Source organism: Streptomyces sp. NBC_00376 (assembly GCF_036077095.1).
Lineage (GTDB): Bacteria > Actinomycetota > Actinomycetes > Streptomycetales > Streptomycetaceae > Streptomyces.
This window is the reverse complement of record NZ_CP107960.1, coordinates 6,825,259-6,838,619: the sequence shown is the minus strand read 5'-3', so window position 1 is coordinate 6,838,619 and position 13,361 is coordinate 6,825,259. Positions and strand designations below refer to the sequence as shown.

At 69.4% G+C, this 13,361-nt stretch carries 10 protein-coding genes; 4 read left to right on the top strand and 6 right to left on the bottom strand.

The window, feature by feature from the left end; all coding sequences use genetic code 11:
• Positions 1-110: 110 nt before the first annotated feature.
• The 3 genes from OG842_RS30880 (at position 111) to OG842_RS30870 (ending at position 2,408) form a co-directional block, all read left to right on the top strand.
• A complete protein-coding gene (locus OG842_RS30880; RefSeq protein WP_266736209.1) occupies positions 111-623 on the top strand; it encodes a hypothetical protein in 513 nt (170 codons plus the stop codon).
• Between the two features lie 112 nt (positions 624-735).
• On the top strand, positions 736-1,233 hold the full coding sequence (locus OG842_RS30875; RefSeq protein WP_266736211.1) for a phospholipase: 498 nt from the start codon (positions 736-738) through the stop codon (positions 1,231-1,233).
• A 299-nt stretch (positions 1,234-1,532) separates the two neighbouring features.
• The gene (locus OG842_RS30870) at positions 1,533-2,408 is read left to right on the top strand and encodes an alpha/beta fold hydrolase (RefSeq protein ID WP_266736212.1); all 876 of its coding nucleotides are present in this window, start codon (positions 1,533-1,535) and stop codon (positions 2,406-2,408) included.
• Positions 2,409-2,462: 54 nt separating this feature from the next.
• Here the strand turns inward: OG842_RS30870 and fxsT are convergent, their stop codons facing one another.
• The 4 genes from fxsT to fxsA all read right to left on the bottom strand — a co-directional run bounded on the left by fxsT (position 2,463) and on the right by fxsA (position 10,423).
• Positions 2,463-6,392: an FxSxx-COOH system tetratricopeptide repeat protein gene (gene fxsT, locus OG842_RS30865; RefSeq protein WP_266736214.1), complete on the bottom strand. Its 3,930-nt coding sequence runs from the start codon at positions 6,390-6,392 to the stop codon at positions 2,463-2,465.
• Positions 6,376-7,737, bottom strand: a complete 1,362-nt coding sequence (fsxC, locus tag OG842_RS30860) for an FxsC protein (RefSeq protein WP_266736216.1) — start codon at positions 7,735-7,737, stop codon at positions 6,376-6,378. Before fsxC ends, fxsT begins: the two co-directional genes overlap by 17 nt.
• A gap of 204 nt (positions 7,738-7,941) precedes the next feature.
• A complete protein-coding gene (fxsBH, locus tag OG842_RS30855) occupies positions 7,942-10,188 on the bottom strand; it encodes a radical SAM/SPASM protein FxsBH, inactivated beta-hydroxylase extension form (RefSeq protein ID WP_266736218.1) in 2,247 nt (748 codons plus the stop codon).
• 67 nt (positions 10,189-10,255) lie between these two features.
• Positions 10,256-10,423, bottom strand: a complete 168-nt coding sequence (gene fxsA / locus OG842_RS30850; protein ID WP_266736220.1) for an FxSxx-COOH cyclophane-containing RiPP peptide — start codon at positions 10,421-10,423, stop codon at positions 10,256-10,258.
• Positions 10,424-10,678: 255 nt separating this feature from the next.
• On the opposite strand from fxsA, the gene OG842_RS30845 reads away from it, so the two are divergent.
• On the top strand, positions 10,679-11,575 hold the full coding sequence (locus tag OG842_RS30845; protein WP_266737334.1) for a DUF4231 domain-containing protein: 897 nt from the start codon (positions 10,679-10,681) through the stop codon (positions 11,573-11,575).
• Positions 11,576-11,653: 78 nt separating this feature from the next.
• Here OG842_RS30845 and OG842_RS30840 read toward each other — a convergent pair whose 3' ends face one another.
• Together OG842_RS30840 and OG842_RS30835 are read right to left on the bottom strand one after the other, a co-directional pair.
• Positions 11,654-12,133, bottom strand: coding sequence for a hypothetical protein (locus tag OG842_RS30840; protein ID WP_266736222.1), 480 nt, complete (start codon positions 12,131-12,133; stop codon positions 11,654-11,656).
• A 213-nt stretch (positions 12,134-12,346) separates the two neighbouring features.
• Positions 12,347-13,246 carry a S1 family peptidase gene (locus OG842_RS30835; RefSeq protein ID WP_266736224.1) on the bottom strand — a complete coding sequence of 300 codons (900 nt, stop codon included), beginning with the start codon at positions 13,244-13,246 and terminating at the stop codon, positions 12,347-12,349.
• Positions 13,247-13,361: the final 115 nt, after the last annotated feature.

Genomic DNA, 13,361 nt, shown 5'->3' with positions numbered 1-13,361 from the left:
CTCCGGGCGTTCGCCGTCACCCCTTCGTCCGGCCCGGTGCACCACCCCGGGTACTGTCCGCTTGTTCGAATCAGGCCCCGTAGCCCGGGGCTGCACGTGGGAGAGTCGTCATGAGCGGAGCAGGACCGGCGGAGCGTATGTGGAAGCCGAACAACGAGGAGGGCGGGGCGCTCGCGGGCCGGTGGTGGCAGTGGGCCCTGTCCGCGCCCGACGACCGGAGCCCGGTCAGGGACACGACGGGTGAGCACGCCGCCTGGAACCAGCCGGACGACCTCTGGTTCCTGGCCGGCACCTACGGCGGGCGGGTGGTGCGGCGCTGCGCGATCCCCTCGGACCGGCCGGTCTTCTTCCCCGTCCTCAACATGCAGCACCCCCGGTCGTACTCGAGGATTCCCCAGCGCATGACGGCCACGGAGGCCACGGCCTCGCTCAACAGCGTGCCGCTGTCCTTGCAGGAGTTCACCGCACCGTTCCGGACCGGGCTGACCCAGCGTTACGCCTGGGGCATCTGGGGCGGCTTCGAACCACTGACCCCCGGTCAGTACGTGCTGGAGATCAAGGCCGCCGCCACGAACGGCTTCTGGGTCGACACGACCTACCACCTGGAGTCGAAGGCGCCCTGATCCACCGGACAGCCCCTACGCGTCGGGGACGCATGGCATCATGCTGAACGATCTCGTGAGACCACGAGGAGCACGTTCAGCACAACTCCCTTTCTTATTGCGGAGGTTGCTCATGCGTCGCCGATTCACCGTCCCGCTCGCCACGGCCGCTCTGTCGCTCCCCCTCGTCCTGCTCCCTGCCGCGTCCGCCTCGGCAGCCCCTGCCGACAAACCCCAGGTCCTCAGCTCCTGGACCCAGACGAGCCTCTCCAGCTACAACGCCTGGAACTCCGCCCGCAACAACCAGGGCGCCTGGTCCGCGTACGGCTTCGACTGGTCGACGGACTACTGCAGCAGCTCGCCCGACAACCCGTTCGGCTTCCCCTTCCAGACCGCCTGCGCCCGCCACGACTTCGGCTACCGCAACTACAAGGCGGCGGGCACCTTCGACGCCAACAAGTCGCGCATCGACTCCGCGTTCTACTCGGACCTCAAGCGCGTATGCGCCGCCTACTCCGGAGCGAAGCTCACCGCGTGCAACAGCACGGCATGGACGTACTACCACGCCGTGGACATCTTCGGCGTGGCACCGGCGAAGGCGGGCGCCGAAGGACTGACCCGAGCCGCCTGACTCCTTCTGAACGTGACGACGGGCTCGTCCGCATCGCCTCGATCGATGCGGACGAGCCCGTCGCCGTGCGGCAGGACCGGAACAGGGCGCCCTCGATGCCCTCACCGAAGCCCGGACCGCATCGCCGCCGGCGGACTCGGCTCCGCCCGCAACAGCTGGGTCCGACCCCTCCCGCAGCATCCGCAGCCCTCCAATGGGTTTCCAACTCCCATACCCGGTAAGAGCTCTGATGAGTCATCATCGAATCGGGCGGGAAAAGACGGGCACGCGGTGCCCGCACCATTCCAAGGAGGCGCCAAGTGCGTAGTCGGGTGCGCGCGGTGGACGGGCGGCATCTGGTGGTGGAGCGACGGGGGGATCCTCGCGGCAGACCGGTCTTCCTGCTGCACGGGATGCCCGGCAGCAGGCTCGGTCCGGCTCCGCGCGGCATGGTCCTGTACCAGCGCAAGACCCAGCTCATCACCTACGACCGGCCGGGCTACGGCGAGTCCGACCGGCTGCCGGGCCGCTGTGTCGCCGATGCCGTTCAGGACGTACGGGCCATCGCCGACCACCTCGGGCTCGAACGGTTCGCCGTGGTGGGCCGCTCCGGTGGTGCCCCGCATGCCCTGGCCTGCGCGGCGCTGATGCCCGAGCGGGTGACCCGCACCGCCGCACTGGTCGCGTTGGCCCCCCGGGGGGCCGACGGTCTCGACTGGTTCGACGGGATGGCCGCCTCCAACGTGCTGGCGTACTCCACGGCGACGGCCGATCCGGACGGGCTCGCGGAGTCGTTCATCTCCCGGTCCGCGGTGATCAGGAGGAACCCGGTCCAGCTCATCGACGATCTGCGCCGGGAGCTGACCGACTCCGACCGGATGGTGGTCAACGACGCCGGGGTCCGCACCATGCTGCTGCGCAACTACCGTGAGGGGCTGCGCACTTCGGCCTGGGGCTGGATCGACGACGCGCTCGCGTTCAGCAATCCGTGGGGGTTCGACCCTGCGGACATCACGAGCCCCGTACTGCTGTGGCACGGCGAGAAGGACGTGTTCTCCCCGGTGGGCCACTCGCGCTGGCTGGCCGAACGCATCCCGAACTCCACCGTCGTGGTGGAACCGGCGGCAGCGCACTTCGACGCGCTGCACGCGCTGCCCAGGATCCTGAACTGGCTGCTGGAACCGCCCGCCGAATGACGGGCAGGGCCGGTGTTCCGGGAGCGTCCGGCGACGGCCGGACGCTCCCGGGGCTCACACCGCCGTCGGTTCCAGTTCGCGCTCGAACCGGTCGTCGTCCCGGGCGATCCGGGTCATCGGATGGTCGTCACCGAGCTGACGGGCCAGTTCCTCGACCGTCTCGGTCCTCAGCCGCAGCGCCTCGTCCTTGCGCCCCATCGCGTCGAGCGTGACCGCCATGTTCGACGTCATGGCCAGGGTCTCCGGGTGATGCGCCCCCAGTACCCTCCTGAGCTGCCCGGACACCTTCTCCTCGGTCTCCAGCACCAGATCGAGATCGCCCCGCTCCGCCGTCGCGTTCGCCAGGTTCATCACGCAGAACAGGGTGTTGGGGTGCTCCGGCCCGTACACCTCCCGCATCGAGGCGACCACCCTGGTCAGCACCCGCACCGACTCCTCGGAAGCGCCGGCCCCCGACTGGTAGACGCCGAGGTTGTTCAGCGCGGCCAGGGTGTACGGGTGTTTCTCCCCCGGCACCTTCATGTACTGGTCGACGACCTCCTGTGCGGTGTCCCTGGCCTCAGTCGCCTCACCGGCCGCGAACAGGTCGGCCGCCATATTGAGATCGCAGGCCAGCGACTCCGGGTTGGCGGAGGTGTACTTGGCCCGGTACCTGGACCGGGTGGCCACCGTGAGCCTGCGGGCGTCCTCCAGTCTGCCCGCTCGGCGCAGCGACACCGCGAGGCTCTTCGCCGCGCTCAGCGTGCCCGGGAAGGCCCTGCCGAGCGTGGCCTTGTAGCTGTCGTACGTACGGCTGAGGATGCCGACCGAGTCCTCGTACCGTCCGACGTCCCGCAGGTCACGGGCCAGGTTCATGGCCGAGGAGAGACTGTAGGGATGCTCCGCGCCGAGCACCTCGACGCGCCGGTCGAAGACGTCCTGGTCGATCTCGCGGGCCTTGGCGTACTGGCCGATGGACCGCAGGGTGAAAGCCAGGTTGTTGGCCGCGGCCAGCGTCCTCGGGTGCGACTCGTGGAAGATCTGGTTGAACCCGTCGGTGGCCTCCGTCGCCAGCTCGATCGCCCTGGTGTACTCCCCGAGCGTGCCGAGATCGGTCGCCAGGCTGCTGGTGCTCATGTACGTGTGCGGATGCTCCGGGCCCAGGACCTCCCGCTGTGTCGCCAGGGTGATCTCGTCGAGCTCCCTGGCCTCCACGTAACGGCCGCGCGAGCGGTAGATGTTGGAGAGGTGGAAGCAGAGGTAGAGGTACTGGATGTCCCGCTCCCCCAGCGTCTGACGCCAGATCTCGCGCAGCTCCTCGCAGACCGTCGTCGCGGTCCGGAAGTCACCGCGCTTCCAGAGGTAGCGGACCCGGTCGATCAGCAGCCTGCGGGCCTCGGGCTCCTTGCAGTTGCGCGCGTCGGACGGGCCGAGGTGCGGCCAGATGGTGGCGAACTGCGGCCAGGTCGAGGGGTTGTCGATCGGCTCGTCGTCGTCGGGCCGGGCGCCCGCCAGGATGCGGTGGACGGCATGCCGGGCGTCCTGCTGCTCCTCCTCGGTGAGCTGCGCCCGGATGACGGCCTGGACGAGCCGGTGCACCTGGATGGAGTTGGAGACCTGGTCGACCTTGGCGAGGGCGAACCGGCCGATCTCCCGGATGACCCGGCCCAGCACCAGCTTCTCCTGGAGCGAGGCGTCGTACGGCTTCAGCGCCTCGATCATCTCCTTGCTGTACAGGAGGTTCCCCGAGATGGGCTCGGGTGCGAAGAAGGCGCAGAGCTGGAGCAGCCGGACCGCGGCGGGCGAGCGCTCCTTGAGCCGCTGGATGGAGATGTTCCAGGTCGCGGCGACCGGCTCCGGGTATCCGGCCGGCTGGTTGAGCGCCAGGACCTCGGGCGCCTGCTGGGCCAGCTGTTCGAGATAGGTGTCGATCGGGGTGGCGGTCTCCGCGATCCAGGCCGCCGCCTGCTCCACGGCCAGCGGCAGGTCACCGACGGCGGTGGCCACCTGGGCGGCGTCCTCGTCGCTCAGCCCCGGGGCCCGGCGCTGGAGGTGCTCGATGGACTCCTCGCGCAGGAAGACGTCGACCGGCAGCGCGTCGCCGTGCTGGGACCATGCCTGGTTGCGCGAGGTGACCAGGATGTGGCCCGAGCCGCCCTGCGGGAAGTAGCGGCGGAGCCGTTCGGGGTCGTCGGCGTTGTCGAAGACCAGCAGCCAGCGGTCCGAGGGAACACCCCGGCGCAGCAGGTCCACGGCCTCCTGGGAGGCGGCCGCCATGTCGTCGCCGCCCTGGGCGCCGAGCCGGACCGCGAGCTCGGCGAGCGCGGCCACCACGTCGTCGGTCTGCTCGGAAGATATCCACCAGACCAGGTCGTAGTCGGCCATGAAGCGGTGCACGTACTCCAGGGCGACCTGGGTCTTGCCGACGCCGCCGAGCCCGTACAGGGTCTGCGGCTGCGGCAGCACCACGGCCATGCCGCCGCCGAGCTGGTCGCGCATCCGTTCCAGGACCAGGGAGCGGCCGGTGAAGCCGGGGTTGCGCGGCGGGGCGTTCCAGATCCTGGGGACGGTGCCCGGGAAGCGCGGTCCGGGCGACACCGCGTCGGTGAGCTGTACGGGCCGGTCCAGGGCGCGCAGCAGGGCGGCGGCGGCGTGCACCTCGTCGAGCCGGAAGAGGTCGACGGGGTTGCGGTCGATGTAGGGCGCGGAGAGCCGTACGTCACCGACCCTGAGTGGCAGCAGATGGCGCCGGCCGCCGCCGGGGTCCTCCGCCACGGCCCGGTCCCAGAGGTTCACCGCGCGCTGGGACTTGAGGTAGGCGCTGGAGAGCAGCACCACGGTACGGGCGGCGCTCTCGGCGGGCGCCTGTTCCACGTTCTCCCGCTGGGCGGACACGTCGCGCGGCACGACGCGGAACCCGGCCCGGGTGAGCACGGACTCGATCCAGTCGGCCCACATCCGGTTCTCCGCCACATAGCTGAGGAAGAGATCGGCCGGCAGCGCCGGCCTGCGCCGGGTGAACGCGTCCCGGATGCGCAGCCGCACCTCTTCGCCGACCGGTGGCATCGAGGTGATCTGCTGGTTGGTGATGACGGAGGTGAGCCGCTCGAAGGCGGAGAGCAGGGAGTTGGTGAGACCGGCCTCGTCGCCGAAGGTGGCGAGGGTCTCCTCGTAGGCGTAGTAGGGGCGGTACGGGATCTCCACCGCGCCCCAGTAGGCGGTGAGTTCGTCCCCGGACAGGTCGCGCGGCAGCCGGTCGAACTTCAGCCGGGCCAGCGCCCGTCCGGCATCCGCCTTCTCCTTCTCGCCCTCGTCGATGCGCATCGGGACGGGGAAGATGGAGATGGGGCGGCCGGTGTAGCGCTCGGAGATCTGCCGGGCGACGGAGGCGGCGCCGTCGATGGACTGGTCGCTGAGCGTGAAGCAGTCGACGAGGACGTCGGGGAGGTGGACGGTGCAGATGTCGGCGATGTCGCTGAGGCCGGTCCGGCTGTCGATGAGGACGTAGTCGTAGTTGGCCTTCATGTCGTCGCGCAGGGCGTCGAAGAAGTGGCCGCCGCCGAGCCGGTCGTAGAAGTTGTCCCAGTCGAAGGTGGAGACGGTCGCGGAGTACTCGCGGTTCTGCCGTCCCGCGGAGACGAAGTCGAGCGTGCCGCCCTGCGGGAACTCCCAGCCGAGCGCCTCGGGGGTCAGGGAGACGGCGTGCGGCTGGATCCGGGCGTAGTCGCGGTGCCAGTCGTCGGCGCGCTGGACGGGGCTGGTCGCGGCCCACGCGTATTCGGTGATCAGATCGATGACGCCGGTGGTGGCACCGAGTGTCGACGGGTCGAGGAACGGGTGGAAGAACCGGTGGAGCCCGGGTGCCTCCAGGTCCCAGTCGACGGCCAGTACCCGTTTCCCGTTGGCGGCGAGTATCCAGGCGGTGTTGGCCAGGGCCATGGTGCGGCCGGTGCCGCCCTTGTACGAGTAGAAGGTGACGATGCGCCCGTCACGACTGGCCGTCATCCGTGTCCTCCGCATCCGTCGCAGGGTCGTGTGTCTCGGGGATGTAGTTCGTCTGCGCCATCGGCCCCATCAGCCGTGTCCGTTCGGTGTGACCGCCTCCGGTGGCGGGTGGGTACACCGCCGCGTGTCTCAGGTACTGCTGGGCCGCCACCTCGACCACCTGCGGCAGGATCTGCCCGAAGGCCTCCATGCTGGGGACGCCCTTGGCGGCGGCCCGGCAGTAGGCCCGTCCCTGGCGCATCTTGGTCGGCATGGTCTGTTCGAGCTTCTCGGTCAGTTCGGCCTCGGCCGCCATGCTCTCGTGGTCCTCCCGGTTCCACGGCACGATCATCGTCACCCAGGGGCGGTTCTCGGCGTCGAAGGCGGCGAGCCGCCGGCACCGGTCCTCGTCCTGCAGGGCCCAGCGGTCGACGAGCAGGATCTCCGGTCTGCTGGGCGGCTGCTTGCCTTCTCCGTGCCCGGTCTCCTCGTCGAAGGAGGAGATGGTCGCCTGGTAGTTGAGGGAGCGCACCAGGTCCTCGGCGACATAGGCCAGCGGCCGGGCGGCGGCCGGGTGGTAGGGGTTCCAGTCCTGCGGACTGTCTCCGTAGTAGTCGGCACTGCGTCCGGCGGGCAGGTCGTGCCGGGTGGCGGCGGCGATGGTGACCTGCATCGGACGGGGGCCGCCCATCGAGCTGTTGGGCGGGCCGAAGGCACTGGGCGCCAGCCGGTAGTCGACGGGGCGGCCGGTGCCGATCCTTATGGTGTCGGCGACGTTGACGATGCGCTTGGCGAGTTCGTACACCGCGCGCTCGTACTCCTCGGCGAAGAGCCGGAGTTTGATCAGCCCGTAGAGTCCGTCACTGACGTAACGGTCCCCGAAATCACGGTGGTTGAACTGTAATCGCTCGGCGGGGCCGGGGAGTTGGCTCGGGGGTACCGGGACCCAGAGGGCCGGGACGATCGCCTCGGCCCGCTGGTTGGAGCGGGCGCGGTGATGGATGGCGCGCTGGGCGAATGCGTACCACTCCTTGCCGCACATCTCGCTCGCGAAATAGCGCGGCGAGAACAGCGGAACGAACACCCGGCAGGTGGCGAGCACCTCACCGAGCCGTTCCGACCAGCCCTCGCCGGAGCGTATCTCGCGGTCGATGAACCCCGCGGGCGCGCCCGCGGGCAGATCCGTCATGGCCAGTACATGGTCACAGAGATCCTTGAAGAGGCGTTCGACCCACATATCCGGGTCGGTTCCACGGCCGTAGCCCGGTGTATGGGCATAACTCAAGAAGAAGTACGGCCGATGGTCCGCCGCTCGCTGCTGCGTTGTTGCGTGCACACGACCCCCGTCCTGTGTGAGCACCCGCATCCGGGGACTGAAGTGAATGCGAGCGAATTCATCATTCCGGAGCGGACCTTGCTCCACCCCCATGGCGTTCGGTCATTCAACGCCGGTTTTCAGTCATACGTTCCCAGGTTCCGCCGAACATTTCCTTGATCGAATTCGGTCTGCGGCTGTTCCTCCCAGTTGTCCCGTGTGTTCCGACCCTTCGGCCGAACCGGAATTCGACCCTCAGATCTCTTTTCGCATCAGATCCAGCAGCCGCTTTCCGCTGACGGTGAGCTCGGCGGCACCCTCCAGCGTATCGAGGGCCTGTGGTACGCCCTCCAGACAGCGTGGCTCGAATGCGCTCAACGCCATCCGTTCATAGGTCTCGGCCAGCAAACGGGAAAACGGAACTGGTTCTTCCTGCCAGGGAATTCGATGTTCCCAGGCGCCGTCCGCCGCGTAAAGATCCGTGACATCGGCCAGCGCCTGCAATTCGGCCCGCCGCGATCCGCGCAGCAGCGCGAGCGCCAACTCCTCGGCACTGCCGTCCGCGACGATGCCCAGCGCGCCGTAGCCGTGCCGCCCCACGGCGGGTTCGGCCGCGGCGGGACCGATGAGCGGCGTGAGGGTGGTGAGGCGCCCCGCCATCTCCGCGGCCCGCAGCGGCGCCTTCGCCACGATCAGCGTCCAGGCGTCGCCGATCCTGGCCACCAGCTCCGCGGCGGCCCGGTCGTCGAGCGCGGCCGAAGCCGGCGCGGCGAAGCAGTCTCGGTACGGGTCGAGGTCGTCGATCGCCAGGTCGAGCACCGGGCCGGAAGCGGCGCCGGGAACCGAGAGCCGGCGCACCGGCCGCCAGCCGGGACCGGCCGCCGTCGGCGCCACCCGCCACTCGGCCGGGTCGCCCTCGTCCCGCCGGACCAGGAAGCCGTCCTCGACGGCGCGCACCAGCGCCGTGCCGCGCCCCCCCGCTCCCCCGATCCGCAACTCGCCGAGCCCCGGAAGGACCAGCCTGCCGTCCGCGTAGCCCACCCCCACGGGGATGTCGAGGCCGGCCCGTACGGCGGCGGCCGCGAGATGAGCCGGCAGTCGCAGCGCGTGCTCAACCGCCCCCGGCCGTTCGTCGTGGAGCGCTTCCAGGGCACGGAGCAGCCAGGTGCGGGTGTACGGGTGGGCCAGCACCTCGTCCAGGCCGCGGGCCCCCTCCTCGTCGGCCTCGATGGCGGCGGCCAGCTCCCAGGCCCGGACCCACCGCTCGTCGCCGTGCTCCTCGACGTCGGCGTTCAGCCGGGCCAGCAGCATGCGGGTGAGCTCTCGCTGGGAGGCGGCCAGCTCGACCGGGTCGGCAATCTCGGGCGCGACGAGGGAGGCCGCCGTGCGCGCCTCGATGCCGCGCACCAGGGCGGCCAGGTCCTCGCAGTACACGGACGGGTTGTCGAACTCGCCGGACGGCCCGGTGGAGCGGTACCGGTGGGTGTAGAGCCCGCCGCCGCACGAGCGCACGACGGGACAGCTGCGGCAGGTCTCGCTGACACCGGCCAGCCCGAGCTGACGGGCCCGCACCCCGGGGTGGGCCGCCACCTCGTCCAAGGTGTGGGTGAAGACGTCGAAGCCGGTGGCCGCGGCGCCCTCGTAGGCGCTCTTGAGCGAGTCGACCTGCTCCAGCTGGCCGTCGGTCTCGACGACGACCAGATCGGTCGGGGCGAGCCCCAGGGACTCGGTGAGGCTGGGGCCGCCGCTCAGCGTGGACAGCACCGAGGAGAAGAGCCGCACCGGCACCGGACGCCCCTGCTCCTGCCAGCGGTCGAAGACCGCGAGGAGCCATTCGGCGTAGGCGGTGGGCGAACCGTCCGGACGTGGCGGCGGATCGTCCCAGGTGGCGTGCGGGAGCAGGAAGTCGATGAGCGGCGGATCGAGCTCGGTGAGCGCGTCGAGGACCGCGATCGGGTCGTTCTCGATGTCGACGGTGCACAGGAGCCCGAGATCGAGGTGGCGGTAGCGCTCCTGCCGGAGCAGTTCCACGGCCTTGAGGACCAGGGGATGACTGCTGCGCCCGTCCGCGTAGCGGCGGTGCCGGTCGTTGGCGGCCCGGTCGCCGTCGAGGGAGATGCCGACCCTGACGTTGAACTCGTCGAAGAGGTCGAGATACCGCGGACTGAGCTGGAGTCCGTTGGTGTGGATGCGGAGGTCGAGTTCCGCGACGCCGTCGAAGGCGGAGGTGAGCACTTCGCAGACTCGCCGCAATCGGGCGGGCCCCGCCAGTAGAGGCTCCCCTCCGTGCAGGATCACTGACACGGAGGGCAGTGCATGTGCCTTGGCATGCTCGGCCAAGCGTTGAGCAGTCCGGAAAATGACATCATCAGAGATTGTCCTGGGCCGGGTTCGCCAGCTCTGATCTGCATGTTCATAGACATAGCAATGGTCACAAGCAAGATCGCACCTGCTGTGAACCTTGAGAACGACTTCACGGAAAGGGACCAGGGGTCCTGTCATTCCACCAGTCTAGCCAGCCCGAAGGGGTGCTCGGAGCGCGGTTCACGAGGTGTTGGGCGGGTTGATTTCAGAGTGCCGAGTTGAAGGTCGATGCCTGGGTGGGGCGACCGGCTGACACGGCGTGCACGCGGCCGAGCTTCCGGGCAGCAGCAGTGCCGCGGACATCGATCTGGGCGAGCGGCACACGGTTCCTCTTCGCAACGGCGAAGGAGAGGGTGGATTCTGAGGTGTTCACGGCCGTCCTTGAGGGGATTTGTTCCGATGGAATGGTTCCGGACAGGAATGCAGCAACAGTATCTGCACCATTGCAGGTCCGGCGGCACGACTTTACTCTCATGGCCTCGGTTGGCAACTGAGGACGGCCACTTGGAACGAGAGCGTCACACAAGGCCGTCCCGAATCGAACGGAACCCCTGATTCCGCCATTCAGGTGACGACATAACCGCAGACGGGAGTGAACATGACGGCGCTTCCCGGGCCGCTCCAGAGCATGGTCTTCAGGAACGCCGATCTGCCGGCGCTCTTTCACCACACGGACGAGATCGCCATCGCAAGGCAGCGGGAGGCCGTGAACACCACCCGCATCCAACTGATACTCCTGGTCGCAGGGGCACTGCCCGCCGCCGTCCCCTGGCACGCCGAGCTGGGTGACACGTTTCAACTCACCGATGCCGCAGGCGTGTTGGCCTACCTGGGTGTCCTGATCACGACGTACCTCTCCGCCCGGCGCAAAGCAAAGTCGCATTGGCAACTCAACCGCTCGGCGGCAGAGTTCATCAAGTCGATGTGCTGGCGTTACTCGGTTCATGGATCGCCTTTCGACACCGGTACCCAGCACCCGGAGGCGGTGTTCGCGAACCGTCTCGAAGAGGGCCTTCAGGAGCTGCGCAAAGTGGGGTGGGCCGATCCTCGCGACCTGACGGCCGATTCGGGCGGGCTGATCACCGAATCGATGCGCGAGTTACGGGACAAAGCGTTCACCGTACGCAAGGAGACGTACGTGCGTGACCGCCTTATCGAGCAGAGAAGTTGGTATCGCAGGCGCCAGGAGGTGTCCCGGCGGGCCACTCTGGCCTGGTCGACCACCATCGCCGCGCTGACCGCGCTCGCCCTGGTGTTCGCCCTGCTGCGGACGTTCTCCGTCACCCAGTCCTTCGCCCTGACGGGGGTGCTGTCGGCGGCGGCGGCCGCCTGCCTGGCGTGGAGCGAGATGCGCCGTCACCACCCGCTGATCTCGGCCCACTCCCTGGTGGAGCAGGACCTCGAGGCGATGCAGGTGGCGATGGAGACCACACTGACCGAGCGCCAGTGGCCGGGCGCGGTCTTCGAGACCGAGCGCATCGTCTCCCCGCAGCACACCGACTGGCTTGCCCGGCACCAGATGTGACGTAACGTCAGTGATGCAGGACGGCCGCATCGGCGGCCGACCCCGCGCGACGCGGATGCCGGGCGGCCGGACCGGCCGTCAGCTCCGCTCCACGCCCTCGCGCCAGATCACCGTGACCGGGCGGCCCAGGCTGCGGGCGTACGTCACGATGTCGCCGGTGCCGCCGAGGCCACGGGCCGGCCTGCCGTCCCACACCGCGAGCAGCCGGTCGCAGTGGTCGGCGATGTACGCGCCTGCCGCGTAGTACGCCTCGTCGGTGGAGTGCGGGTAGTCGAGCCGGACCTCCCGCACCGCCCGGTCCTTGAGGGCCCGGTAGCGGGCGAGTTCGGCCGCGTCCTCGAAGCAGGACTCGTAGTCGCCGCTCGGGATCACCACCGTCAGGTCGGCGCCGCGGGCCAGGGCGAGGTCGGCGAAGAGCTGGTCCGCCCCCACCGCCAGACTGGAGAGGGCCTCCAGGGCGCCTTCGTGGCCGCAGAGCGCCGCCCGTAACCCCGCGAGCACATGGGCGTGGGCCTCCTGCGGAATGGTGCGATGACCGGTCACTCCGATGCGTTTCACGGACCTGGAACCCCCTGAGGTGTCTGCCGGGGGCCCCGGAGGTCATCCCCTCCGGCTGGCGCAGCACCGCCCCCGTTGCTCCTGCGTGACCGACCTGCCCCACATCCTCTCAAAAGCCGCGGGGTGCGCGGGAGCCCCCGCCCGGGATTCGGGCAGGGGCTCCTTCACGGTCGGCCGTTTGTTCGAGGGCCGGTCCGGGGGTGTGCCGGGGTGTCAGTAGACGCTGACCCCGTACGCGCTGAGCGCCTCGGTGACCGGCTGGAAGTACGTGGTGCCGCCGGAGGTGCAGTTGCCGCTGCCGCCGGAGGTGAGACCGATCGCCTTGGAACCGGAGTAGAGCGGACCGCCGGAATCGCCGGGCTCCGCACAGACGTTGGTCTTGATCATGCCGTAGACGATGTCGCCGCCGCCGTAGTTGACGGTGGCGTTGAGGCCCGTGACGGAACCGCTGTGGATGCCGGTGGTGGAGCCGCGGCGAGTGACGGACATGCCGACCGTGGCGTTGGCCGCGCCGGTGATGTCGACGCTCCCGACGGTGCCCGCGTGGTCGACCGCGGCGTTGTCGTACCGGACCAGGCCGTAGTCGTTGGTCGGGAAGCTGGAGCCGACCGTCGGGCCGATGCTGGTCGAGTTCGACGAGTTGGTGTACCAGGGCGGGTTGCCGTCGGTGCAGTGACCGGCGGTCAGGAAGTAGTAGGTGCTGCCGCTGCGGACGTTGAAGCCGAGGGAGCAGCGCCAGCCGGGGGCGTAGATCGCGTCGCCGCCCGAGAGCAGTTTGCTGAACTTTCCGGTGGTGCGCTCGATCTTCAGGGCGCCGGCGTTGACCCCGGCGGACTGCTTGATCTGTTCGATCTCGGCTTTCGAAACCGTGCGGTCGACGGTGACCACGAGCTTCTTGCTCACCGGGTCGACGTTCCACGCCGTGCCCGCCACGTCGGCGCCGAGCACGGCGTCGCTCGCGGCGGAGAGCTGCGCGGCGCTGAAAGTGGTGTTGGTGTCTGCCTGGGCGCTGGGGACGGCGAGGGCGGCGACGGCGACGAGGCCCGCGGCGATGGCGACGACCCTGGTACGTCTCGCTGTGCCGCTGAGGGGGGTGGTGCGCTTGATCCTCACTTTTCATTCCTCCCGAGGGGAAGTCGGGGGTCCGCCTGTGGGGTGGTCGGACCCGTGAGGCGCAGTCGGGCGCACGGCCGTGCGCCCGCGATACGGGCATGCCGTGTTCCTGACA

Excerpts from the sequence above, each read along its gene's own strand:
- fxsT (WP_266736214.1), bottom strand. The coding sequence starts at position 6,392 with ATGACGGCCAGTCGTGACGGGCGCATCGTCACCTTCTACTCGTACAAG.
- OG842_RS30880 (WP_266736209.1), top strand. The coding sequence starts at position 111 with ATGAGCGGAGCAGGACCGGCGGAGCGTATGTGGAAGCCGAACAACGAG.
- OG842_RS30875 (WP_266736211.1), top strand. The coding sequence starts at position 736 with ATGCGTCGCCGATTCACCGTCCCGCTCGCCACGGCCGCTCTGTCGCTC.
- OG842_RS30845 (WP_266737334.1), top strand. The coding sequence starts at position 10,679 with ATGGTCTTCAGGAACGCCGATCTGCCGGCGCTCTTTCACCACACGGAC.
- fsxC (WP_266736216.1), bottom strand. The coding sequence starts at position 7,737 with ATGCGGGTGCTCACACAGGACGGGGGTCGTGTGCACGCAACAACGCAG.
- fxsBH (WP_266736218.1), bottom strand. The coding sequence starts at position 10,188 with ATGACAGGACCCCTGGTCCCTTTCCGTGAAGTCGTTCTCAAGGTTCAC.